General features: G+C 67.7%; 21 protein-coding genes and 1 pseudogene. 16 read left to right on the top strand and 6 right to left on the bottom strand.

Features of this window, described 5'->3' with window-relative positions:
* Positions 1–68: 68 nt before the first annotated feature.
* Entirely contained in the window at positions 69–1010 is a 942-nt protein-coding gene (gene pip, locus AC5P7F_RS19760; protein ID WP_014646006.1) for a prolyl aminopeptidase, read from the bottom strand.
* A gap of 48 nt (positions 1011–1058) precedes the next feature.
* Entirely contained in the window at positions 1059–1916 is an 858-nt protein-coding gene (gene prmC / locus AC5P7F_RS19765) for a peptide chain release factor N(5)-glutamine methyltransferase (RefSeq protein WP_164077521.1), read from the bottom strand.
* 321 nt (positions 1917–2237) lie between these two features.
* On the opposite strand from prmC, the gene ahpC reads away from it, so the two are divergent.
* From ahpC to AC5P7F_RS19790, 5 genes are all read left to right on the top strand, one after another.
* On the top strand, positions 2238–2801 hold the full coding sequence (ahpC, locus tag AC5P7F_RS19770; RefSeq protein ID WP_005408159.1) for an alkyl hydroperoxide reductase subunit C: 564 nt from the start codon (positions 2238–2240) through the stop codon (positions 2799–2801).
* Positions 2802–3025: 224 nt separating this feature from the next.
* On the top strand, positions 3026–4618 hold the full coding sequence (gene ahpF, locus AC5P7F_RS19775) for an alkyl hydroperoxide reductase subunit F (protein WP_014646004.1): 1593 nt from the start codon (positions 3026–3028) through the stop codon (positions 4616–4618).
* A gap of 85 nt (positions 4619–4703) precedes the next feature.
* Positions 4704–5666 (top strand): LysR substrate-binding domain-containing protein, encoded by a 963-nt coding sequence (locus tag AC5P7F_RS19780; RefSeq protein ID WP_014646003.1) that lies wholly within the window; start codon positions 4704–4706, stop codon positions 5664–5666.
* Positions 5667–5789: 123 nt separating this feature from the next.
* The gene (rnk, locus tag AC5P7F_RS19785) at positions 5790–6194 is read left to right on the top strand and encodes a nucleoside diphosphate kinase regulator (protein ID WP_014036052.1); all 405 of its coding nucleotides are present in this window, start codon (positions 5790–5792) and stop codon (positions 6192–6194) included.
* A 50-nt stretch (positions 6195–6244) separates the two neighbouring features.
* Positions 6245–7201 carry a transaldolase family protein gene (locus tag AC5P7F_RS19790; RefSeq protein ID WP_164077522.1) on the top strand — a complete coding sequence of 319 codons (957 nt, stop codon included), beginning with the start codon at positions 6245–6247 and terminating at the stop codon, positions 7199–7201.
* 573 nt (positions 7202–7774) lie between these two features.
* On the opposite strand, the gene msrA is transcribed toward AC5P7F_RS19790, so the two are convergent.
* The gene (msrA, locus tag AC5P7F_RS19795) at positions 7775–8440 is read right to left on the bottom strand and encodes a peptide-methionine (S)-S-oxide reductase MsrA (protein ID WP_032956996.1); all 666 of its coding nucleotides are present in this window, start codon (positions 8438–8440) and stop codon (positions 7775–7777) included.
* 30 nt (positions 8441–8470) lie between these two features.
* Positions 8471–8734: a putative signal transducing protein gene (locus AC5P7F_RS19800; protein WP_014646000.1), complete on the bottom strand. Its 264-nt coding sequence runs from the start codon at positions 8732–8734 to the stop codon at positions 8471–8473.
* Between the two features lie 190 nt (positions 8735–8924).
* On the opposite strand from AC5P7F_RS19800, the gene AC5P7F_RS19805 reads away from it, so the two are divergent.
* The 6 genes from AC5P7F_RS19805 to AC5P7F_RS19830 all read left to right on the top strand — a co-directional run bounded on the left by AC5P7F_RS19805 (position 8925) and on the right by AC5P7F_RS19830 (position 14314).
* Entirely contained in the window at positions 8925–10673 is a 1749-nt protein-coding gene (locus tag AC5P7F_RS19805) for a glutamine--tRNA ligase/YqeY domain fusion protein (protein ID WP_197602845.1), read from the top strand.
* Positions 10674–10716: 43 nt separating this feature from the next.
* Positions 10717–11370: a hypothetical protein gene (locus tag AC5P7F_RS19810; RefSeq protein ID WP_164077903.1), complete on the top strand. Its 654-nt coding sequence runs from the start codon at positions 10717–10719 to the stop codon at positions 11368–11370.
* 48 nt (positions 11371–11418) lie between these two features.
* Positions 11419–12141 (top strand): DUF6348 family protein, encoded by a 723-nt coding sequence (locus AC5P7F_RS19815; protein ID WP_053495537.1) that lies wholly within the window; start codon positions 11419–11421, stop codon positions 12139–12141.
* Between the two features lie 98 nt (positions 12142–12239).
* Positions 12240–12800, top strand: a complete 561-nt coding sequence (locus AC5P7F_RS19820) for a nucleoside deaminase (protein WP_004154307.1) — start codon at positions 12240–12242, stop codon at positions 12798–12800.
* A complete protein-coding gene (rlmM, locus tag AC5P7F_RS19825) occupies positions 12784–13851 on the top strand; it encodes a 23S rRNA (cytidine(2498)-2'-O)-methyltransferase RlmM (protein ID WP_046428937.1) in 1068 nt (355 codons plus the stop codon). Before AC5P7F_RS19820 ends, rlmM begins: the two co-directional genes overlap by 17 nt.
* Positions 13852–13915: 64 nt before the next feature.
* Positions 13916–14314 (top strand): EF-hand domain-containing protein, encoded by a 399-nt coding sequence (locus AC5P7F_RS19830; protein ID WP_164077904.1) that lies wholly within the window; start codon positions 13916–13918, stop codon positions 14312–14314.
* A gap of 68 nt (positions 14315–14382) precedes the next feature.
* On the opposite strand, the gene AC5P7F_RS19835 is transcribed toward AC5P7F_RS19830, so the two are convergent.
* Together AC5P7F_RS19835 and ubiH are read right to left on the bottom strand one after the other, a co-directional pair.
* Entirely contained in the window at positions 14383–15564 is a 1182-nt protein-coding gene (locus AC5P7F_RS19835) for a UbiH/UbiF family hydroxylase (protein ID WP_126411748.1), read from the bottom strand.
* A complete protein-coding gene (gene ubiH, locus AC5P7F_RS19840) occupies positions 15561–16769 on the bottom strand; it encodes a 2-octaprenyl-6-methoxyphenyl hydroxylase (RefSeq protein WP_014645993.1) in 1209 nt (402 codons plus the stop codon). Before ubiH ends, AC5P7F_RS19835 begins: the two co-directional genes overlap by 4 nt.
* Before the next feature lie 109 nt (positions 16770–16878).
* Here ubiH and AC5P7F_RS19845 point away from each other — a divergent pair, with 109 nt between their 5' ends.
* The 5 genes and pseudogenes from AC5P7F_RS19845 to AC5P7F_RS19865 form a co-directional block, all read left to right on the top strand.
* The gene (locus tag AC5P7F_RS19845; protein WP_014645992.1) at positions 16879–17463 is read left to right on the top strand and encodes a hypothetical protein; all 585 of its coding nucleotides are present in this window, start codon (positions 16879–16881) and stop codon (positions 17461–17463) included.
* 8 nt (positions 17464–17471) lie between these two features.
* Entirely contained in the window at positions 17472–18026 is a 555-nt protein-coding gene (locus tag AC5P7F_RS19850) for a cob(I)yrinic acid a,c-diamide adenosyltransferase (RefSeq protein ID WP_049404150.1), read from the top strand.
* A 9-nt stretch (positions 18027–18035) separates the two neighbouring features.
* Positions 18036–18974, top strand: a complete 939-nt coding sequence (locus AC5P7F_RS19855) for a histone deacetylase family protein (RefSeq protein WP_014645990.1) — start codon at positions 18036–18038, stop codon at positions 18972–18974.
* 89 nt (positions 18975–19063) lie between these two features.
* Positions 19064–21565: an LPS-assembly protein LptD gene (gene lptD, locus AC5P7F_RS19860; RefSeq protein WP_197602846.1), complete on the top strand. Its 2502-nt coding sequence runs from the start codon at positions 19064–19066 to the stop codon at positions 21563–21565.
* A pseudogene (locus tag AC5P7F_RS19865) lies at positions 21562–22893 on the top strand (peptidylprolyl isomerase); the annotation flags it as partial. The gene lptD and the pseudogene AC5P7F_RS19865, both read left to right, overlap by 4 nt.
* Between the last annotated feature and the right edge of the window lie 2 nt (positions 22894–22895).

Below are 22895 nucleotides of genomic sequence, written 5' to 3' on the forward strand. Positions count from 1 at the left end.
GCGAGCCACATCGGGCGGCGGCGAAACGGACCGGCAAGGCATTGCCGGCCAGCGGCCGGCACTACCGATCAGGCGAAGCTATCGGTGGCGCGCACCAGCGCGTCCACGTTCTCGGCTTCGAACGCCGAATGGCCCGAGGCCGGGGTGATTTCCAGCTTCGCCTTCGGCCACACCTTGGTCAGGTCCCAGGCGTTGGCCAGCGGGCAGACCACGTCGTAGCGGCCATGCACGATCACGCCCGGGATGTCGGCGATGCGGTGCGCGTCGCGCAGCAGCTGGTCTTCCACCTCGAAGAAGCCACCGTTGACGAAGTAGTGGTTCTCGATGCGGGCGAAGGCCAGGGCGAAGTGCGGGTCTTCGTGGCTGTTGATGAAGTCGTCATCGACGTGCAGGAAACTGGTCGCGCCTTCCCACACCGCCCAGGCCTTGGCCGCTTCCAGGCGGGTGGTTTCGTCGTCGCTGGTCAGGCGGCGGTGGAAGGCCGAGATCAGGTCATGCCGCTCCACCGACGGGATCGGCTTCAGGTAATGCTCCCACGCATCCGGGAACAGGCGGTTGGCGCCTTCCTGGTAGAACCATTCCAGCTCCCAGCGGCGCAGCATGAAGATGCCGCGCAGGACCAGTTCGGTCACGCGCTGCGGATGGGTCTCGGCATAAGCCAGGGCCAGGGTCGAGCCCCAGCTGCCACCGAACACCTGCCAGCGATCGACCTTCAGGTGCTCGCGCAGCTTCTCGATATCGGCGACCAGGTCCCAGGTGGTGTTGTCCACCAGGTCCGCGTGCGGGGTGGATCGGCCCGCACCACGCTGGTCGAACAGGATGATGCGGTACTTGGACGGGTCATGGAACTGGCGCATCTTGTCGCTGCAACCACCGCCCGGGCCACCGTGCAGCATCACCACCGGCTTGCCGTCCGGGTTGCCGCACTGTTCGAAATACAGCGTGTGGCGGTCGTCGACCTTCAGGGTGCCGACGTCGTAGGGGGTGATGGCGGGGTACAGCGTACGCATGCTTGCAGCTCCAGGGTGATGCCCTGCCGGGGCAGGAGAACCCCCATTCTAGGCCGGTCGCCGGCCCAGGGTGATGCGGTCGCGCTGCTCCAGGTCCTGCACGGTCTGCACCTCGGCAAAACCGGCGGCGTCGAACAGCGCGCGGATCGCCGCGCCCTGGTCCCATCCGTGCTCGATCAGCAACCAACCGCCGGGCAGCAGGTAGGCCTGGCCACCGTCGACGATGCGGCGGATGTCATCCAGGCCGTCCACACCGGACGCCAGCGCGGAGGCCGGTTCGAAGCGCAGGTCGCCCTGTCGCAGGTGCGGATCGTCGCTGGCGATGTACGGCGGATTGCTGGCGATCAGGTCGAAACGTGCCCCCTGCAGCGGTGCATACCAGTCGTGCCCGCCCTCGGCGAAACGAACGTTGCGCAATTCATGGCGCGCAGCATTGCGCGCGGCCACGGCCAGCGCACCCGGGCTGGCATCGGTGGCCAGCACCTGTGCCTGTGGCCGCTCGCTGGCCAGCGCCAGGGCGATCGCGCCGCTGCCGGTGCCCAGGTCAGCCAGCCGCAGCGCACGGTCCTGCGGCAGGCGTTCCAGCGCCAGCTCGACCAGCAGTTCGGTCTCCGGGCGCGGGATCAGCGTGGCCGGGTCGACCTCCAGATCCAGCGTCCAGAATCCGCGGCGGCCGGTCAGGTAGGCCACCGGCTCGCCGGCCATGCGGCGGGCCAACAGCGTTTCGAAGGCGGACTGGTCGGCGCCGGCCAGCGGATCGGTGGCATGCGCGAACAGCCAACTGCGTGGGCGTTCCAGCACATGCAGCAGCAGCAGCTCCGCCTCATGGCGGGCTTCGACGCCGCCCAAGCGGGCACTGGCGTCGGCCACGATCTGGCGCAGGGTGGGTTCGGGTTGGAAAGACATTCCGCAATTGTAGAGCCGAGCCCACGCTCGGCTGCTTCTGGAGCAGCCGAGCGCGGGCTCGGCTCTACAAAATCGGAATCCGTTCAGGTTCCGCCGGACGGGATAAGGAGGGGCTATCGGCCCCAGGCAGCGGTCCGGCGAGATTTTCCTTGTCACACAGGCAGTTGCAGGATGAAAGCGGCCGGGTTCAGTGCCTGCTCAGTGCATTTTGATAGACTCCACCTATCAAATAGATGCAATCAATGCATTGTTCTTATCGCCAGCGAATGGGTAACCTAGCTCCTGTCGATTCACCCACTCCCTTCACCAAGAGGAAAAATGATGTCCCTCATCAACACCCAGATCCAGCCGTTCGAAGCCAACGCTTACCACAACGGCGAGTTCATCAAGGTTTCCGACGCCAGCCTGAAGGGCCAGTGGTCCGTCCTGATCTTCATGCCGGCCGCCTTCACCTTCAACTGCCCGACCGAGATCGAGGACGCAGCTGACCACTACGCCGAGTTCAAGAAGGCCGGCGCCGAGGTCTACATCGTCACCACCGATACCCACTTCTCGCACAAGGTGTGGCACGAGACCTCGCCGGCCGTCGGCAAGGCCCAGTTCCCGCTGGTCGGCGACCCGACCCACCAGCTGACCAACGCTTTCGGCGTGCACATTCCGGAAGAAGGCCTGGCCCTGCGCGGCACCTTCATCATCAATCCGGAAGGCGTGATCAAGACCCTGGAGATCCACTCCAACGAGATCGCCCGTGACGTGTCCGAGACCCTGCGCAAGCTGAAGGCTGCCCAGTTCACCGCCGCCAACCCGAACCAGGTCTGCCCGGCCAAGTGGAAGGAAGGCGAGAAGACCCTGACCCCGTCGCTGGACCTGGTCGGCAAGATCTAAGGCAGTACCGGCCTGCCGTGGCCCCACGCCGCGGCGCGCCCTTCATCCCCGTGCCGGTCCCCCCGCCGGCGTGGGGGTGAACCCAAGACAGCCAACGCTCGCCCGCCTTGGCCAGCCAGCCCCTTCCACGGTCGCTGTCTTGGGTTCACCCCTACCCCCAGCTGGTCCGCTACCTTGTACAGCGGTGCCACGCCCTCTGTTTGCCTGAAGCCAGGAGAAGACCGATGTTGGACGCCAACCTGCAGTCGCAGCTGAAGACCTATCTGGAGCGCGTGACCCGCCCGATCCAGATCACCGCGCACGCCGACGACGGCGCCAAGTCGCAGGAAATGCTGGAACTGCTGCAGACCCTGGACAGCCTGTCGGACAAGATCTCGCTGCAGGTGCTGCGCGATGGCCAGGGCCGCGTGCCGTCCTTCGACCTGGGCACCCCGGGCCAGGACATCCACCTGACCTTCGCCGGCCTGCCGATGGGCCACGAGTTCACCTCGCTGGTGCTGGCGCTGCTGCAGGTCGGCGGGCACCCGTCCAAGGCCACTGCCGAGCTGATCGAGCAGGTGCAGAACCTGGAAGGCGACTACCGGTTCGAAACCTACTTCTCGCTGTCCTGCCAGAACTGCCCGGACGTGGTGCAGGCGCTGAACCTGGCCGCAGTGCTCAACCCGCGCATCCAGCACGTGGCCATCGATGGCGCCCTGTTCCAGGACGAAGTCGAGAAGCGCGAGATCATGTCGGTGCCGACCGTGTACCTCAACGGTGAAATCTTCGACCAGGGCCGCATGACCCTCGAGCAGATCGTGGCCAAGCTGGACACCAACGCCGGCAAGCGCGATGCCGAGAAGATCGCCGCCAAGGACGCCTTCGACGTGCTGGTGGTGGGCGGTGGCCCGGCCGGCGCTGCAGCGGCGATCTACGCCGCACGCAAGGGCATCCGTACCGGCATCGCCGCCGAGCGTTTCGGTGGCCAGGTGCTGGACACCATGGCGATCGAGAACTTCATTTCGGTGAAGGAGACCGAGGGCCCCAAGCTGGCCACGGCACTGGAGCAGCACGTGCGCGAGTACGAGGTGGACATCATGAACCTGCAGCGCGCCAGTGCGCTGGTGCCGGCCGGCGAAGACGGCCTGGTGCAGGTGCAGCTGGAAAACGGCGCGGTACTGAAGTCGCGTTCGGTGATCCTGTCCACCGGCGCGCGCTGGCGGCAGATGAACGTGCCGGGCGAAGACCAGTACCGCAACAAGGGCGTGGCGTACTGCCCGCACTGCGATGGCCCGCTGTTCAAGGGCAAGCGCGTGGCGGTGATCGGCGGCGGCAACTCCGGCGTGGAAGCGGCCATCGACCTGGCCGGCATCGTGTCGCATGTAACCCTGCTGGAGTTCGATTCCAGCCTGCGCGCCGATGAAGTGCTGCAGAAGAAGCTGCGCAGCCTGGGCAACGTGACCGTGCTGACCAGCGCGCAGACCACCGAAGTGCTGGGCGACGGCAGCCGCGTCACCGGCCTGGTCTACAAGGACCGCGTCGGCGGCGATGCCCACCGCGTCGAGCTGGAAGGCATCTTCGTGCAGATCGGCCTGCTGCCCAACACCGAGTGGCTGAAGGATGTGGTGGCGCTGTCGCCGCGCGGCGAGATCGTCATCGACGACCGCGGCCAGACCAACCTGCCGGGCGTGTTCGCCGCTGGCGATTGCACGACGGTGCCCTACAAGCAGATCATCATTGCCATGGGCGCCGGCTCGACCGCCGCACTGAGTGCGTTCGACCACCTGATCCGCTCGTCGGTGAGCAACAGCAGCGGTGCCGTTGCTGAAGCAGCCTGATCCACCGTTCCCAGATCACCGGGAACATTGTCTGCCTGTCGGGTAACCACGCCGTCAGCCGGTCCGTTACCCCTGGGGTGTAAGGATGAACCTACGTGATCTGAAGTACCTGGTAGCCCTGGCCGACCACAAGCATTTCGGCCGGGCTGCCGCCTCCTGCTTCGTCAGCCAGCCCACGCTGTCGACGCAGATCCGCAAGCTGGAAGAAGAGCTGGGCCTGCCGCTGGTGGAACGCGCACCGCGCAAGGTGATGCTGACCCCGGCCGGCCAGGAAGCGGCGGCACGGGCGCGGGTGATCGTGTCCGAAGTGGAACAGCTGAAGGAAGCGGCGCGACGCAGCCGCGATCCGGAAGCCGGCACGGTGCGCCTGGGCATCTTCCCGACCCTCGGCCCGTACCTGCTGCCGCATGTGATCCCGCGCATCCGCGAGCGCTTCCCGGAGCTGGAACTGCTGCTGGTCGAGGAAAAGAGCGACGTGCTGCTGGACCGCCTGCGCGAAGGCAAGCTCGACGCCGCACTGCTGGCCCTGCCGGTGATCGACGACCAGCTGCATGCCGAATTCCTGTTCGAGGAACCGTTCCTGCTGGCCGTGTCCGGGCGCCACCCGCTGGCCCGCCGCGAACACCTGGACGTGCAGGAACTGGCCACGCAGAAGCTGCTGCTGCTGGAAGACGGGCATTGCCTGCGCGACCAGGCGCTGGAAGTCTGCCGCCTGTTCGGCGCCAACGAGAAGTCCGAATTCCGCGCCACCAGCTTGGAAACGCTGCGGCAGATGGTCGCTGCCGACGTCGGCATCACCCTGCTGCCGAGCCTGTCGGTGCAGCCGCCGGTGCCGCGCTCGAACAACATCCGGCTGCTCGATTTCACCGGCGAAGGCCGTCCCAGCCGCCGCATCGCCATGATCTGGCGCCGCAGCTCGGCCATGAACGACTTCCTGATGGAGCTGGCCGACCAGTTCAAGCGCCTGCCGCAGGCACTGTTCACGCTGGAGGCGCTCGATGCCGGCAGCGATGCACCGGCCCTGCCCGGCCCCGCGCTGAACGGCTGAGCCCCCGCAGCACCGGCCCGGAATCGGCAGGAGTCGATTCCGGCCGCATTTGTCCCCACAATACAGACAGGCGGCGCCAGCAGGTGCCGCCTTTTGCATGGCTTTCAACCAAGGAGCTTCACCATGAATACCGCCAGCGGCCTGCCGCCGTCGATCACCGTTTCTACCTTCGACATGGACCGCCTGGACGCCATGCTCGAATCCCCTGCGCTGAGCCAGACGCCTGCCGCGCTCGCGCTTGCTGAAGAACTCAACCGGGCCACCGTGCTGGCACCGGACCAGATTCCCGAAGGCATCGTCATGATGCATTCGCGCGTGGAGTGCGAAGATGAAGTGTCGGGCGAAAAGCACGTCCTGACCCTGGTCTTCCCCCGCGAAGCCAATGTCGATGAAGGCAAGGTCTCCGTGCTGGCCCCGGTCGGCAGTGCCCTGCTCGGCCTGGCCATCGGCCAGAGCATCGACTGGAACGCGCCCGGCGGCCGCAAGCTGCGCCTGCGCGTGACCGCGGTCCACAACGACCGCCCCTGATTACCGCTGCGCACCGCGCGCGATTCGATCCCCCTGCACCAGGAGCCGTAATGAGTACCCCGTCCAAACTGTCCCAGCTGCGCGAACTGTCCGTGGTCGTTGCCGATACCGGTGACTACGAGGCGATCAAGCGCCTGCAGCCGGTGGACTGCACCACCAACCCGACCCTGGTGAAGAAGGCGCTGGACCTGCCGGTCTACGCCGAACTGATCGAACGCGAACTGGCCTGGGGCCGCCAGCAGGCCGGCGACCGCGAAGCCGTGGTGCACGCCGTGGCCGACCGCCTGACCATCGGCGTCGGCGCGCTGTTGAGCACGCTGGTGCCGGGCCGCGTGTCCACCGAAGTGGACGCCGACCAGGCCCACGACACCGCCGCCACCGTGGCCAAGGCCCGCCAGCTCATCCAGATGTACGCCGATGCCGGGGTGCCGCGCGAGAAGATCCTGATCAAGATCGCCGCGACCTGGGAAGGCGTGGAAGCCGCGCGCATCCTGCAGGCCGAAGGCATCGACTGCAACCTGACCCTGATCTTCAACCCGACCCAGGCGCTGGCCTGCAGCGAGGCCGGCGCGTTCCTGATCTCCCCGTTCGTCGGCCGCATCCTGGACTGGTACGTGGCCAACGGCCAGACCCCGGCCAGCATCGACGAAGACCCGGGCGTGAAGTTCGTGCGCGGCGTCTATGCCGAATTCAAGCGCCGCGGTTCGAAGACGGTGGTGATGGGCGCCTCGTTCCGTTCGACCGCACAGATCGAAGCGCTGGCCGGCTGCGACCGCCTGACCATTTCGCCGGACCTGCTGGAGAAGCTGGACGCCGACCACGGCGCGCTGCCGCGCAAGCTGGTGGCCGGTGCCGCTGATGGCGCGGCGGTGCCCCCGATCGATGCGGCGACGTTCGCAGCAGACCTGGCGGCCGATCCGATGGCCACCGAGAAGCTGGCGACCGGTATCGATGCGTTTGCCAAGGATCTGGAAGCGCTGCGCGAGCGGATCCGCGCGGCACTGTGAGGATTCCGGCCAACGGCTGAGCCCCTCGTGGCAGGTCGGTTGGTCGCAAAGAGCAAAAAGCCGCGCTGGGTCGGGCGGGTTGGGTTCGCGGGAGACGCCGTGAATCCATCCCTGGAGGCTTGGCCGCCGCATCCATGCGGCGGACACTCCCGCGAACCCAACCCGCCCGCCCTCTGACAGTTTCCGGTGGCCACCCGCCACGGAAGAAAGAAGAGCAAACGCGGGTCGCGCGCTTCGCTTGCTTGGAGCCGAGCATGGCTCGGCTCTACAAGGGCAATGCAGAACCAAACAAAAAGGACGCGGCGAAGGCCGCGTCCTTTTTGTTTTCCATCAGTTCGTCAGTAACCCAATGCTCTTTCCCACCGTCACCGGGAAACTGTCGGGGGTGGGGCGGTGTGGGTTGGCAGGACCGTTGGCGCCATGGATGGCGCCATCGAGCCCCCAGGGACGGGTTCACGGCGTGTCCTGCCAACCCACACCGCCCCACCCAACAAGCAGCAACCCAGAGCCGCTTTGGCTTTGGCTTTGGCTTTCAGCCGTTGACGTTGCCCGCCGCAGGCGGACCACCGCGCGTCAGCGCGGCGCCTCCACATCCAACCCGATCGGGCAGCTCACGCCGGTGCCGCCGATGCCGCAGTAGCCGTTCGGATTCTTCGCCAGGTACTGCTGGTGATAGTCCTCGGCGTAGTAGTACGCCGGTGCCGGGTACACGATCTCGGTGGTGATCGGGCCGTAGCCGGCCGCATCCAGCTGGGCCTGGTAGGCCTCGCGGCTGGCCAGCGCGGCAGCGTACTGTGCCTCGTCGGTGGCGTGGATCGCCGAACGGTACTGGGTGCCGGTGTCGTTGCCCTGGCGCATGCCCTGGGTCGGGTCGTGGCTTTCCCAGAACAGCTGCAGCAGCCGTTCCAGGCTCACCACCGCCGGGTCGAACACCACCTGCACCACTTCGGTGTGCCCGGTCAGGCCCGAGCACACTTCTTCATAGGTCGGGTTCGGGGTGATGCCGCCGGCGTAGCCGACCGAGGTGCTGTACACGCCCGGCTCGGTCCAGAACTTGCGCTCGGCGCCCCAGAAACAGCCCAGCGCGAAGCGGATCTGCTGCAGGCCGGCGAAGCGGTCCTTCAGCGGATGGCTGTTCACGAAGTGCTGGTTGCTGTGCAGCGGCAATGGCTGCTCGCGCCCCGGCAATGCCTCTTCCGGGCGCGGCAGGCGCTGCTTGAAGGCCCCGATGCCGAGGATGCCCTGGCCAATTCCCAACATGATGCGCTCCTACGCCGGCAGTCCGGCCATATCGTCTGCATCGGAAATGGGGTCGGCGGCGGCCTGGCCCAAGTCCAGCGCCGCGATGATGGCCTCCGCCTGCGGCCGCGCCGCGTCGGGGATGCCGACCCGCAACACACCGAACAACGGCAGCTCGCCCATGCCACCCAGCAGCTGCTCGCCGAACACGAAGGCGGGGATGCCGGCGTTCTCCAGCGCGTGCTTGACCAGATGGGCGTCGAACAGGTTGTCGGCCTTGTACACGATGTGCATGCGGCGGCTCCTCGGGGCAGGGCTCCAGCATACGCCCGGGGGCTGAATGGTGCCGGGGGCGGGATCGGAGAGTTGCCGGCCAGCGGCCGGCACTACCAGAGGGCGGGGCCGGCATCTCCACACCCCACCGGGCAGCCCTGCCCCGTACGCGCTAGACTGTTGGTCTTTCTGCCTTTCTTTTCGCCGACTCATGTCCGAGCACACCCCCGCCAGCCCCGAGACCCCCGCCGACAGCCACGAGAAGCGCGATTTCATCCGCCAGATCGTGCGCGAGGACCTGGCCAGCGGAAAGCACCAGGCGATCAAGACCCGCTTCCCGCCGGAGCCGAACGGCTACCTGCACATCGGTCACGCCAAGTCGATCTGCCTGAACTTCGGCATCGCCGGTGAATTCAGCGGCGTCTGCAACCTGCGCTTCGATGACACCAACCCGGCCAAGGAAGATCCGGAATACGTGGCCGCGATCCAGGACGACGTGCGCTGGCTGGGCTTCGAGTGGAACGAGCTGCGCCACGCCTCGGACTATTTCCAGGCCTATTACCTGGCCGCCGAGAAGCTGATCGAACAGGGCAAGGCCTACGTCTGCGACCTGTCGGCCGAGGAAGTGCGCGCCTACCGCGGCACCCTGACCGAGCCGGGCCGCCCGTCGCCATGGCGCGACCGCAGCGTCGAGGAAAACCTCGACCTGTTCCGCCGCATGCGCGCCGGTGAATTCCCGGATGGCGCGCGCACCCTGCGCGCGAAGATCGACATGGCCAGCGGCAACATCAACCTGCGCGATCCGGCGCTGTACCGCATCAAGCACGTCGAGCACCAGAACACCGGCAATGCGTGGCCGATCTACCCGATGTACGACTTCGCCCACGCGCTGGGTGATTCGATCGAAGGCATCACCCACTCGTTGTGCACGCTGGAATTCGAAGACCACCGCCCGCTGTACGACTGGTGCGTGGACAACGTCGATTTCGCCCATGACGACGCGCTGACCCAGCCGCTGGTCGATGCCGGCCTGCCGCGCGAAGCGGCCAAGCCGCGCCAGATCGAGTTCTCGCGCCTGAACATCAACTACACGGTGATGAGCAAGCGCAAGCTGATGGCGCTGGTCACCGAACAGCTGGTGGACGGCTGGGAAGACCCGCGCATGCCGACCCTGCAGGGCCTGCGTCGCCGTGGTTACACCCCGGCCGCGATGCGCCTGTTCGCCGAGCGCGTGGGCATCAGCAAGCAGAATTCGCTGATCGACTTCAGCGTGCTGGAAGGCGCGCTGCGCGAGGACCTGGACAGTGCCGCACCGCGCCGCATGGCAGTGGTCGATCCGGTCAAGCTGGTGCTGACCAACCTGCCGGAAGGCCACGAAGAGCAGCTGACCTTCGCCAACCACCCGAAGGACGAAAGCTTCGGCAGCCGCGAAGTACCGTTCGCACGCGAAGTGTGGATCGACCGCGAGGACTTCGCCGAAGTGCCGCCGAAGGGCTGGAAGCGCCTGGTCCCGGGGGGCGAAGTGCGCCTGCGCGGCGCCGGCATCATCCGCTGCGACGAAGTGATCAAGGATGCCGACGGCACCATCACCGAGCTGCGTGGCTGGCTGGATCCGGAATCGCGTCCGGGCATGGAAGGCGCCAACCGCAAGGTCAAGGGCACCATCCACTGGGTCAGCGCCGTGCACGGCGTACCGGCCGAGATCCGCCTGTACGACCGCCTGTTCTCGGTGCCGAACCCGGACGACGAATCGGAAGGCAAGACCTACCGCGATTACCTCAACCCGGAATCGCGCCGCACTGTCACCGGCTATGTCGAGCCGGCCGCGGCCAGCGCCGCGCCGGAGCAGTCGTTCCAGTTCGAGCGTACCGGCTACTTCGTGGCCGACCGCCGCGACCATACCGCAGCCACGCCGGTATTCAACCGCAGCGTGACCCTGCGCGATACCTGGTCGGCCTGAGGGCCTGCGCGGGCGCCTGGATGGCGCCCGCACGACCGCGACGATGATCACCGCCCTTTCCGTCCTGCTCTGGTTCATCTCGCAGCATCCGCTGCTGACGTTCTTTGCAGCAATGGTGCTGGCCGGGCTGGTCTCGTGGTGGCGGCGCTTTCCGGGCTACGCCATCGTGGTGTTCCCGCTGGCGATGCTCAACATGTTCCTCGGCCACTTCCTCAACGCCGCCTTCCTCAACGTGGTGGGCGAGCGTGGTGAAGCGGTGATCGTCAAGACCGAGCGAACCAGCTCCACGCTCAACGAGCAGTACATCTGGCGCTACGAAGGGGTGCTGCGTACCGCCGAGGGCCGCGACGTGGACGTGGTGTTCCACACCAACACCGCTTCGCTGTGGCCGCTGGAAAACGCCATCCGTATCCCGGCGCGCGACCAGCCGTTCGTGGTCAAGTACACGCCGGGCTTCCCACGCAACTTCGTCATCCTCACCAACGAGTCACCGCACGGCGTCGCCCAGGCCCGGGCCAGCGCGCGCGAGCGGGTGGAGGTGGCGGCACGCAAGCTGCATTTCAGCCCGGGCAATGCCGGTTTCCGCGCGGACTATCGCCGCGAGCTGGAAAGCTGGCTGCGCGACCACGGCAACGATCAGCAGCAGCAATCCGACGCGCAGCGATATCGCGCCGAGCTCGACGCACTCGACCGCTAGCCCCAGGCCCTGCCTGGATGTTCCGCCCCATCCATCCACAGGCCTGACATGACCACGAGCGCCACCGCCCTCCTCCCGCTGCTGCAGCAGGCCCTGCAGGACACCGGCACCGCCAGCCGCATCGACGGCAACGCGCTGCTGCTGGACAGCGGCCTGCGCCTGACCCCGCATGCAATGGCCGCGCAAGCGCGCGACAACGGCGGCTGGCAGACCTCCACCGTCATTGAAAGCCAGCATCCGCAGTTGTTCGCCGATGGCCTGTTCGAGTACCAGCACGCAAATGGTGCCGATGAGCAGGCATCGCTGTTGTCCGGCTTCCAGGCCTGGGCCCGGGTGGACCTGGTGACCCTGCAGACCGCGATCGGCGCCCAAGACGCACAGGGCCTGCCGATGATGGGCCTGACCTATCCGGCCGGTGACAATGGCGAGGAACACGAGCGCACTGTGGTGCTGGGGCCGTTGGCGCACTACCGTGCACAGGACGTGGATGCCTCCACCTGCAGCGAAGACGATCATGGCTCCTGCCCCTGCTGCCTGTTCACCCGCAGCATGGAGGCCTTCGACGAGCTGCTGAAAGCCCGCCATTTCCTCGCCATCCGCCTGTTCGCCTCGCGCGATGCCGACGGCCTGTGCGAGGCCGATTGCCGGGTCAACGGCCACGACTTCGCCGCCGCCCTGCCCCTGCTGCGCGCCTATGCTGCCAGTTGGCCGCAGGCCGGGCTGGAATTCCGCAAGCAGTACGTGGTGATCCGCACCGGCTCGCCGGGCTGAGCCCGGCCCACGCGCGGTACAGGCCGGTGCGGCTACACTGCGCGCCGGTTTCCCCAAGCAACCGCACTTTTTCCCATCCCACACGAGGCACCCCCGCGATGCTGTACGCGCAAGTCCACCTGACCCTTCCCGCCTGGATCCACGACCAGATCGACCTGGATCGTCGATATCCGGGCGATGAGGCCAAGGTCGCGCTGGCGATCGAGCTGTCGCGGCTGAACGTCGAGCACGCCAGTGGCGGTCCGTTCGGTGCGGTGGTGTTCGGACCGGACGACAAGGTCATCGCCGCCGGCGTGAACCGGGTGATGCCGCACGCGACCTCGCTGGCGCACGCCGAGAACATGGCCTACATGCTGGCCCAGCAGCGCCTGCAGACCCCGCGCCTGAACGCGGTGCTGTCGCCGGTCACCCTGGCCACCAGCTCGCAGCCGTGCTGCCAGTGCTACGGCGCCACCGTGTGGGCCGGCATCGACCGCCTGCTGATCGGTGCCAACTCGGCCGACGTCGAGGAACTGACCCCGTTCGATGAAGGCCCGCTGCCGGCCGACTGGGTGGGTGAACTCAACAAGCGCGGCATCGAAGTGGTGCAAGGCCTGAACCGCGACGCCGCGCGCAGCGTGCTGCGTGCCTATGGGGAAAGCGATGGCGCCCGTTACTGAAACCGGCATCGGCCTGCTGTGCCTGTGCCGGCAGGGCTTCGAGCCCGAGCTGGCCGGCGAGCTGCAGTTCCGCGCCGGTGAAGCCGGTTTCGCCGGCTATGCGCGCACCCAGCGCAATGACGGCTACGTGCTTTTCATGTGCGACGAAGCCGCCGCGCTGGCGCCGCGCCTGCGCTGGCGCGAGCTGATCTTCGCGCGGCAGAAGCTGGTGGTGCTGGCCGAACTGCCGCAGCTGGACCCGGCGGACCGGATCACCCCGATGCTGGAAGTGCTGGCCGATGCGCCGCGCTTCGGCGACCTGTGGGTGGAACACCCCGATTCGGACGCCGGCAAGCCACTGTCCGGTCTGGCCCGTGCCTTCGGCAATGCACTGCGCCCGGCGCTGCGCAAGGCCGGCAAGCTCACTGACAAGCCGAACAACCGCCTGCCGCGCCTGCACGTGGTGTTCGTCGATGGCACCCATGCCTTCGTCTGCGTGGCCGACCCGGCCGACAGCGCACCGTGGGCGCTGGGCATCCCGCGCCTGAAGCTGCTGCCCGAGGCGCCTTCGCGTTCGGCGCTGAAGCTGGACGAGGCGCTGCTGACCCTGCTGACGCCGGAAGAACGCGAGGCGCTGGCCAAGCCCGGCATGCGTGCGGCCGACCTCGGCGCCGCACCCGGCGGCTGGACCTGGGTGCTGACGCGCCAGCACATGCACGTGCTGAGCATCGACAACGGCCCGTTGCGCCAGCATGTGCTGGATACCGGCCTGGTCGAGCACCTGCGCGCCGATGGCTTCCACTGGCACCCGGAACAGCCGCTGGACTGGATGGTCTGCGACATGGTCGAGCAGCCGCGCCGCGTGGCCGAACGCATGGCCACCTGGTTCCGCGAGGGCTGGTGCCGGCATGCGATCTTCAATCTGAAACTGCCGATGAAGAAGCGCTGGGACGAAACCCGGCTGTGCCTGGACCTGTTCCAGGACCAGGCCGGCAAGCCGCTGGTGGTCCGCGCCAAGCAGCTCTATCACGATCGTGAAGAGATCACCGTGCTGGCTTCGCCGCTGCGCTGATCCGTCATCGGCGGCACAGGTTGCCGGGAGTACGCTCCCGGTACCCTCTGGCAAGGAGCCTGTCATGAACCTTCCGCGTGCTGCGCTGCTGTTGACCATCCTGATGGCCTCGGTACCGGCCATCGCCCAGCACGGCCCGTCCACGCCGGCGCAGAGCCAGCCGCTGGGCCCCACCGGCGGCGCGATCCGCCAGCAACCGCTGGATGCGGGCCGGGTCAGCGGCAGCGTCGAGATTCCGCAGCCGGCCGGCGAGGCGCAGGTGACCGTGCGTTCGCTGGAGCCGAGCAGCGTGGTCGGCCAGTACCGCATCCATTTCGCCGCGCTGGATGTGAATGGCGACGGCTTCATCAGCCGCGAGGAAGCGCAGGCCAATCCGGCGCTGGCCGACGAATTCAGTTCGCTGGACCGCAGGCACCGCGGCAAGCTGGACCGCACCGACCTGGCCGGCTGGCTGGTGGATTGAAAAAGGGGACGGAGGGGATTAAGTCGTATGTGCACAAACGACTTAATCCCCTCCGTCCCCTTTTTGCTTCAGACGCCGGCGGCGCGCTTCCAGAACGCCTGTACCAGCGGCGGCCATTTGCCGACACAGCCCAGCGCGCGGCCACGGGCCAGGGTCAAGTGCATCTCGTCGTTGGAGAACAGGCGGTTGATCGCATCGAAGCTGTAGGCGGCGATCTGGTTGTCGCTGCGCCGTTCGCGTGCCCAGCGCTGCAGGCGCTGCGGCGACAGCCGCGGCTGGCCACGGCGCTCGGCCGACGGCGCCAGCCACTGCTGCAGGGCGGCGACATCGCGCAGGCCCAGGTTCACGCCCTGCCCGGCCAGCGGATGCACCACATGCGCGGCATCACCCAATGCCAGCACGCGGCCGGCCACGTAGTGACGGGCCAGTTGGCGACGCAGCGGGAAGGCCGCACGCGGTGACGCCAGTCGCAGCTCACCCAGCCGTGCCGCGAAGGCGCGGGTCAGTTCCCGGTTGAAGGCGTCCTCGTCCAAGGCCAGCACACGTGCCGCCTCGTCCTCGGGCAGGGTCCAGACGATCGAGCTGCGGCGCTCGGCCACCGGCAGCAGCGCCAGCGGCCCGCCCGGCAGGAAACGCTGCCAGGCGGTGGCCTGGTTGGGAAGATCGCTGTCCACGTAGGCCACCACGCCACGCTGGTGGTAGTCATGCTTTTCAACCTCGATCCCGGCCAGTTGGCGCAGGGTCGATTCGGCGCCGTCGGCGGCCACCGCCAACGCCGCTTCCAGGCGACGCCCGTCATCCAGGCGCAGGCGCACGCCCTCCTCGTCCTGCTCCAGCGCGTCCACCCGTGCCGGGCAGTGCAGCTGCACGCCCGCCGCCGGCAACGCCGCCCACAGGCGATCCTGCAGCAGGCCGTTCTCGACGATGTAGCCCAGTTCACGACGGCCGAAGCGATCGGCATCGAACAGCAGATCTTCGCCACCGGCCGCATCCCACACCTGCATGCGCCGGTAGGGCCAGGCACGGGCCTGCGCGATCGCCGGCCACACACCGAGGCGGTTCAGCAGCTGAACGTTGTCAGCAGCGAAGGCGAACACGCGCAGGTCAGGCTGTGCGGCCTGCCACGGCGCGGGCTCACGACCTTCCACCAGCGCAACCGACAGGCCGGCATCGGCCAGCGCCAGCGCGCACGCGGCACCGACCACGCCACCACCGACGATGGCCACATCAAGGCGCATGCGCCGGCTCATGCGGCTTCTCCGCGGCACAGGCGCGGCACTTCGCCGCGGAAGCCCATCGCGCCACCGACCAGCATCGACTGCACCGAGGCGCGTTGCGCGGCCACCAGGCCGAGGCTGCGCAGCGGCCGCATCAGCGGTGCCGGATTGCTGGTCAGCCGTGCCAAGCCACCCGAGAACGCCACCGTCTGCCGTCGGTCTTCCTGGCGGCGCGCAACATAGGCCTGCAGCAGCACATCGCTGCCGGCATCCTCGTGCGCATCCTCCAGCAGTTCGGCCAGGGTCAGCGCATCGCGCAGGCCCAGGTTGAAGCCCTGCGCACCCAGCGGATGGATGGTCTGCGCGGCATTGCCCAGCAGCACCGTGCGTTCACCGGCCAATGCGCGCGCCAGCACCTGGATGAGCGGATAAGCGCTGCGTGGACCGGATTCGAGCAGGCGGCCGGCACGCCAGCCGATCGCGTCCTGCAGGCGCTGCAGCCAGGCCGCATCGTCCAGCGCCATCACCGCATCGGCCTGATCGCGGGCCACGCCATGCACGGTGCCGAAGTGGCGGTCACCGCGCGGCAGCAGGGCGGTCGGGCCGGTATCGGTGAAGCGCTCCCAGGCCGTGCCATCCGGCGCACGCTGGCTGCGCACGCGGGCCACGAACAGGGTCTGCTGGAAATCATGCCGGTCGACCTCGATGCCCAGCGCGCCACGCACACCGCTGGTCGTGCCATCGGCACCGACCACCAGCCGTGCCAGCAGTACGCGCTCGCCGGTCTCGTCGGCCACCCGCACCTGGCGGTAGCCGTCGACCACCTCGCCCAGGCCCAGGAACCGCATCGGCCGGTAGCGCCGCAGCTGCGGCAGCTCCTGCAGGCGCGCTTCCAGCGCCTGGCCGAAGTCACGCGCGACAACCACCTGGCCGAACCACGGCCGGTCGTAGTCGGAAGCCTCCAGCTGCACGCGGCCGAAATCGCCGGCGCGGCTGACATGGATGCGGCGGATCGGGCCCGGCGCCATCGCCAGCTTCTGCATGACCCCCAACGCGGTCAGCGCGTTGACGGTCGCCGCGGCGAAACTGAGGTTGCGCTGGTCGAACACCGCCGGCAGCTCGCCGGCCGGGCTGGCTTCGAGCAGGCCCACGTCGCGGCCCAACCGGTCCAGGGCAATGGCCAGGCTGGCACCGACCAGGCCGCCACCGACGATCAGCACGTCATGTCGTTCACTCATGGTGTTCATGATACGCGCTCGCCCCGCCCGAACACCCAACAGCCCCCGACCTGCGCCAACCGGCGCGGCGGGCTAGAATGAAACCTGAATCCGCTCCGGGCCCGCTGCCATGTCCGCCACCGCCAACCGTGCCTTCGTCCTGTCCGTACTCGTGCTGTTGCTGGCGGCGACCCGGGTCAACCACTTCGCGGCGATCCCGGATGCCTCCTGGGCGGTGTTCTTCATCGGCGGCTTCTACCTGGCTGGCTGGACCCGCTGGGCGTTCCCGCTGCTGATGGTGTTCGCGGTGCTGGTGGACTGGATCGTGATCCGCAGCAGCGGCCTGGATTTCTGGCAGCACTACTGCGTGTCGCCGGGCTACTGGCTGCTGCTGCCGGCGTATTTCTCGCTGTGGGCCGGCGGCATGCTGCTGGGCCGCAACTACCAGGGGGCACGCTGGCCGGTACTGGCCAAGGGCGCGCTGCTGCTGGTGGCCTCGGTGGCGGTCTGTCACCTGCTCGCGCAGGGCGGCTTCTACTGGACCAGCCGCAACGTGGCCGAACCGACGCTGGCCGGCTGGGCACAGAACTACGCACAGTGGTTCGGGCCGTACCTGCGCACCACCGCCATCTACGTGGCGCTGGCCGCCGCCCTGCAGCTGGCCGTGGAGCAGGTGCTGAAGCTCCAGCAGGCCCGCCGCGACATCCGGCACTGAGCCGCGCCATGGGTCATCGCCTCTCGCGCATCTATACCCGCACCGGCGACGACGGCAGTACCGGCCTTGGCGACGGCCAGCGCGTGGCCAAGGATGATGCCCGCGTGGCGTCCTACGGCACTGTCGACGAAGCCAATGCCGCACTCGGCCTGCTGCTGGCCACGGCGCTGCCCGAAGACGTGCGCGCGCTGGTGGTGCATCTGCAGCACCAGCTGTTCGACCTGGGCGCCGAACTGTGCATCCCCGGCCACGCCGCGATCCACGCCGCCGATGTGTCGGCACTGGAACAGCAGCTGGATCACTACAACGCCAGCCTGCCGATGTTGAAGGAATTCATCCTGCCAGCCGGTGGCGAGGCCGCCGCACGCTGCCACCTGGCGCGCACCATCGTCCGCCGGGCCGAGCGCGAGACGGTCACCCTGGCCCGCCACGACGCCGTGCGCAGCGAGGCGCTGCAGTACCTCAACCGGCTGTCGGACCTGTTGTTCGTGCTGGCCCGGGTGCTGGCCCGTGCCGATGGCCATGGCGAAGCGCTGTGGCAGCCACAGCAGCGCCAGCGCTGAGTCGGCACGATGCTGGTCTTCACCCATCCGTCCTGCCTGCTGCATGACCCCGGCCCTGGCCATCCGGAGTGCCCGCAACGCTTGCAGCATGTGCTCGATGCCCTGCACGCCGCCTTCCCCGGCCAGCTGGACTGGCGCGAGGCGCCGCCGGCCAAGTTCGGCGAACTGACCCGGGTCCACGACAGCGCCCTGCTCGACTTCGTGCTGCAGCCGCAGACCGCGCCGCTGCGACAGCTGGACATGGACACCTGGACCTCGCCCGGCTCGGCCAGTGCCGCCGTGCATGCCGCCGGCGCCGGCGTGGCGGCGGTAGATGCGGTGATGCTGGGCGAGGACCCGCTGGCGTTCTGCGCGGTGCGGCCACCGGGCCACCACGCCACCAGCAGCACTGCGATGGGCTTCTGCCTGCTCAACAACATCGCCATCGCCGCCGCCTACGCCCGTGACCGTCATGGCCTGGAGCGCATCGCGGTGGTCGATTTCGATGTCCACCATGGCAACGGCACCCAGGACATCTTCCAGCACGACGCCCGGGTCTCGTACTACAGCACCCACCAGGCCGGGCTGTTCCCCAACTCCGGCCTGCGCCGCGACCGCGGTGCCGGCAACCTGATGAACATCCTGCTGCCCCCCGGCAGCGGCGGTTTCCGCTTCCGCAATGTGTGGGCCGACGAGATGCTGCCGGCCATCGACGACTTCCGGCCGCAGCTGCTGCTGATTTCGGCCGGCTTCGATGCCCACCTGCGCGATCCGCAGGCCGACCTGATGCTGGAAACCGACGATTTCGCCTGGATCACCCGCGAACTGCATGCGCTGGCGCGCCGCCATGCGGCCGGCCGGGTGGTCTCGATGCTGGAAGGCGGCTATGACCTGCAGGCCCTTGCCGAGTGCAGCGTGGCCCATGTCCGGGCCCTGCTGCCCCCCCCACCGGGCAGCGTCTCCGGATGAACCCGAACCGGCAGGATCCGACGCCCTTCATTGCCCCTATGCAAGGGATGGGGCAAGCTACCGTCCGTTTTCGCCCGAATCCGAACCGCGTGCGCCGAGCCCTCCGCCTGCTTCCCCTGCCTCTGAGCATCGCCATCTGCCTGCCGGCAATGGCCGATGAAAAGCCGCTCAACTGGGGCCTGTGCCCGGCTACCGACGTGATTCCCGCGTTCACCGATGCCCCTGTCCCGGTCCCGGGGCAGGACAAGGCCGCCGCCAGCGCCGCGCGCGAGCAGCAGCCGACCGACATCGAGGGTGACCAGCTGCTGGGCACCACCACCGTGCCGCAGTACGAAGGCAACGTGGCCCTGCGCCGTGGCGACCAGTTCGTCGGCACCGACAAGCTCAGCTTCGATACCGAGACCGGCAACTACATCGCCGACGGCAATGTCCGCTACCAGGACTCCTCGATCCGCATGGTCGCCAAGCGCGCCGAGGGCAACCAGGAAAGCGACACCCACAAGATCACCGACATCAAGTACCAGCTGGTGTCGCGCCGCGGCAACGGCGATGCCGAATCGGTCGACCTGCAGGGCGCGGTCGGCCAGATGCACCGCTCCACCTACACCACCTGCGACCCGTCGCAGCCGGTGTGGAAGCTGTCGGCGCCGCAGATCGAAGTGGACAACGACGAAGGCTTCGGTACCGCCCGCAACGCCGTGCTGCGCATCGGCAAGGTGCCGGTGCTGTGGGCGCCGTACTTCAAGTTCCCGATCGACGACCGCCGCAAGACCGGCCTGCTGTTCCCGCAGCTGGGCATGTCCGGCCGCAACGGTTTCGATTACGCACAGCCGATCTACTTCAACCTGGCGCCGAACTACGACGACACGTTGACCCCGCGCTACATGAGCCGGCGCGGCCTGATGCTCGACAACGAATTCCGCTACCTCTACAACGGCGGCCGCGGCGAACTGCTGACCGCGTTCATGCCCAACGACAAACTGCGCGACCGCGACCGCGGCCGGGTGATGTTCGGCGGCTACCACAACCTCGACGACCACTGGCAGGCCCGCGCCAACCTGGCCTGGGTCAGCGACGAACGCTATGTGGAAGACTTCGCCAACCGCCTGGTGGGGGTCACCGCGTCGAACCTGCAGAGCACCATCGGCCTGTACGGCACTGGCAGGAACTGGACGGCCGGCATCATGGCCGACCGCTGGCAGCTGACCGACTACACCCTCAACGAGGGTGCGCTGGCCTACAACCGCCAGCCGCGCCTGTATTTCAACTGGGACAAGCCGGTCCTGCCGTGGCTGGAAACCGGCATCTACGCCGAAGCCGTGCGTTTCACCCACGACGACATCAACTTCAAGTACGGCGCTGATGCGGGACCCGACCTGCAGTACACCCGCAACGGCAGCCGTCAGACCGACGGCATCGGTGTCAGCGGCGGCTCGCGGCTTGATGTCAAACCCTACGTGTCGTTCCCGATCAGCGGCGCGGCCTGGTATGTCACGCCGACCCTGGCCTACCGCTATACCGGTTACCAGCTGGACCGTGGCCTGGTTGATGGCGTGAACGGCATCCGCGGCCAGATCCTGCGTTCGCAGGGCATCGACCCGAACACCGCCACACCGGAACAGCTGCGCGGCAACACCTCGCCCAGCCGCAGCCTGCCGATCGGCAGCATCGACGCCGGCCTGTTCTTCGATCGCGAGACCCGCATCGGTGGCAAGTCCTTCCTGCAGACCCTGGAACCGCGCCTGTTCTACCTGCGCACGCCCTACCGCGATCAGGACGAGCTGCCGATCTTCGACACCCGCGACTTCACCTTCAGCTGGGGCCAGCTGTTCCGCGATTCTCGCTATACCGGCGCCGATCGCCAGAACGACGCCAACCAGCTGACCATGGCGCTGAGCACCCGCTTCATCGACCAGACCACCGGCAAGGAACGCTTCTCGGCCTCCATCGGCCAGATCCAGTACTTCGACGAATCGCGGGTGACCGTCACCCCGGGTGGCGCGCCGGTGGAGAAGGGCAAGTCGGCGTGGATCGCTGACGGCAACTACATGATCAACGACCGCTGGACCCTGGGTGCCACCTACCAGTGGGACCCCAAGTACAAGCGCGAGGATCTGGCCAGCGTCCGCGCCCGCTACCTGATGCCCAACGATGGCGTGATCAACCTCAGCTACCGTTACCGCATCAACTCCGGCGCCCCGGCCACCGCCAACAAGCATGACCGCACGCTGCTGGAACAGGCCGACCTGTCGTTCCTGTACCCGCTGAATGCGCGCTGGAGCCTGGTCGGCCGCTACTACTACTCGCTGCAGGACAAGGAACCGCTGGAGATCATCGCCGGCGTCCAGTGGGACAGCTGCTGCCTGGCCGTGCGTGCGGTCGCGCGCCGCTACGTCCGCAACCGCGAAGGCGAGATGAACAACGCCATCCAGCTGGAGTTCGTGCTCAAGGGCCTGAGCTCCCTGGGCCAGGACACGGACCGTACCCTGCGCCGTGCTATCCTCGGCTACAACCGCGACGACCTCTATCTCGTGCCGCCGAGCAACACCGGGGCGACCCGGGATGACTACGATCCGAACCTGATCCCATGACCAAGCGCTTCCCCGTTCTTCTCGCCTCGCTGCTGGCGGTGTCCAGCGTGTCCGCCCCCCTGCAGGTGCTTGCCCAGGAGGCGCAGCCGCTTGACCGCATCGCCGCCGTCGTCGATGAGGACGTGATCCTGCAGAGCGAGCTCCAGCGTGCGATCGCCAACATCAAGGCGCAGTACGCCGGCCGCGAAAACCAGCTGCCGCCGGAAGACGTGCTCAGCCGCCAGGTGCTCGAGCGCCTGGTGCTGGTCAAGCTGCAGGTGGCCCGCGCCCAGGGCAGCGGCATCCGGGTCAGCGACCAGGAGCTGAACCAGGCGATGAACTCCATCGCCCAGCAGAACGGTTCGAACCTGGACGCCCTGCGCCAGCGCCTGGCCCATGACGGCATCGACTTCAACGATTTCCGCGCCTCGGTGCGTGACGAGATCACCGTGCAGCGCCTGCGCCAGAGCTTCGCGCAGAGCCGCATCAGCGTCAGCGAGGGTGAAGTCGACGCCGCGCTGAAGCAGCAGGCCACGGTGGGCAACCAGTACCACCTGGCGCACATCCTGATCGCCCTGCCCGACGGTGCCAACGCCGACCAGATCGCCACCGGCCAGAAGAAGGCCGATGGTGTGAAGACCCTGCTGGACAAGGGCGAGCTGGACTTCAACGCTGCAGCCGTGCGCTATTCGGACAGCCCGAATGCACTGGAAGGCGGTGACCTGGGCTGGCGCAGCCTGGATGAAATCCCGCAGGCCTTTGCCCAGATGATGGAAAAGATGAAGCCCGGCGAAGTGGTCGGCCCGATCCGTGGCCCGAGCGGCTTCCAGCTGCTGAAGCTGGTAGAAGTGCGTGACGCCAGCTCCGCCGCCGCCGGTGAGCATACGGTCACCGAATTCCACGGCCGCCACATCCTGGTGCGCGTGGACGACCACCAGACCGACGCCGCCGCCAAGGCCAAGATCGACACCCTGCGTGCCCGCATCGCCGGTGGTGCCGAGTTCCAGACCGTTGCCAAGGAATCCTCCGAGGACAACAACAGCAAGGGCCAGGGCGGTGACCTGGGCTGGTTCCCGGCCGACGCGTTCGGTCCGGCCTTCGGCCAGCAGGTGGAAGGCCTCCAGGACGGTGGCGTCAGCCAGCCGTTCCGTACCGATGCCGGTTGGCACATCGTGCAGCGCGTGGCGACCCGCCAGACCGACGTGACCACCGACAACCAGCGTGCCCAGGTCCGCGAGACCATCGGCCGCCGCAAGCTGGAAGACGAGTACAACCGCTTCCTGCAGGAACTGCGTGGCGAAGCCTACGTCAGCTTCCGCAGCGGCGACCGCGCGGAAAACACCGCCACCCC

Source organism: Stenotrophomonas sp. YJH_SMC_105-26, from assembly GCF_059368915.1.

What these genes read in the sequence shown, in the direction of transcription:
- pip (WP_014646006.1), bottom strand. Translation starts at nt 1,010, where the DNA reads ATGCGTACGCTGTACCCCGCCATCACCCCCTACGACGTCGGCACCCTG.
- prmC (WP_164077521.1), bottom strand. Translation starts at nt 1,916, where the DNA reads ATGTCTTTCCAACCCGAACCCACCCTGCGCCAGATCGTGGCCGACGCC.
- ahpC (WP_005408159.1), top strand. Translation starts at nt 2,238, where the DNA reads ATGTCCCTCATCAACACCCAGATCCAGCCGTTCGAAGCCAACGCTTAC.
- ahpF (WP_014646004.1), top strand. Translation starts at nt 3,026, where the DNA reads ATGTTGGACGCCAACCTGCAGTCGCAGCTGAAGACCTATCTGGAGCGC.
- AC5P7F_RS19780 (WP_014646003.1), top strand. Translation starts at nt 4,704, where the DNA reads ATGAACCTACGTGATCTGAAGTACCTGGTAGCCCTGGCCGACCACAAG.
- rnk (WP_014036052.1), top strand. Translation starts at nt 5,790, where the DNA reads ATGAATACCGCCAGCGGCCTGCCGCCGTCGATCACCGTTTCTACCTTC.
- AC5P7F_RS19790 (WP_164077522.1), top strand. Translation starts at nt 6,245, where the DNA reads ATGAGTACCCCGTCCAAACTGTCCCAGCTGCGCGAACTGTCCGTGGTC.
- AC5P7F_RS19800 (WP_014646000.1), bottom strand. Translation starts at nt 8,734, where the DNA reads ATGCACATCGTGTACAAGGCCGACAACCTGTTCGACGCCCATCTGGTC.
- AC5P7F_RS19805 (WP_197602845.1), top strand. Translation starts at nt 8,925, where the DNA reads ATGTCCGAGCACACCCCCGCCAGCCCCGAGACCCCCGCCGACAGCCAC.
- AC5P7F_RS19810 (WP_164077903.1), top strand. Translation starts at nt 10,717, where the DNA reads ATGATCACCGCCCTTTCCGTCCTGCTCTGGTTCATCTCGCAGCATCCG.
- AC5P7F_RS19815 (WP_053495537.1), top strand. Translation starts at nt 11,419, where the DNA reads ATGACCACGAGCGCCACCGCCCTCCTCCCGCTGCTGCAGCAGGCCCTG.
- AC5P7F_RS19820 (WP_004154307.1), top strand. Translation starts at nt 12,240, where the DNA reads ATGCTGTACGCGCAAGTCCACCTGACCCTTCCCGCCTGGATCCACGAC.
- rlmM (WP_046428937.1), top strand. Translation starts at nt 12,784, where the DNA reads ATGGCGCCCGTTACTGAAACCGGCATCGGCCTGCTGTGCCTGTGCCGG.
- AC5P7F_RS19830 (WP_164077904.1), top strand. Translation starts at nt 13,916, where the DNA reads ATGAACCTTCCGCGTGCTGCGCTGCTGTTGACCATCCTGATGGCCTCG.
- AC5P7F_RS19835 (WP_126411748.1), bottom strand. Translation starts at nt 15,564, where the DNA reads ATGAGCCGGCGCATGCGCCTTGATGTGGCCATCGTCGGTGGTGGCGTG.
- ubiH (WP_014645993.1), bottom strand. Translation starts at nt 16,769, where the DNA reads ATGAGTGAACGACATGACGTGCTGATCGTCGGTGGCGGCCTGGTCGGT.
- AC5P7F_RS19845 (WP_014645992.1), top strand. Translation starts at nt 16,879, where the DNA reads ATGTCCGCCACCGCCAACCGTGCCTTCGTCCTGTCCGTACTCGTGCTG.
- AC5P7F_RS19850 (WP_049404150.1), top strand. Translation starts at nt 17,472, where the DNA reads ATGGGTCATCGCCTCTCGCGCATCTATACCCGCACCGGCGACGACGGC.
- AC5P7F_RS19855 (WP_014645990.1), top strand. Translation starts at nt 18,036, where the DNA reads ATGCTGGTCTTCACCCATCCGTCCTGCCTGCTGCATGACCCCGGCCCT.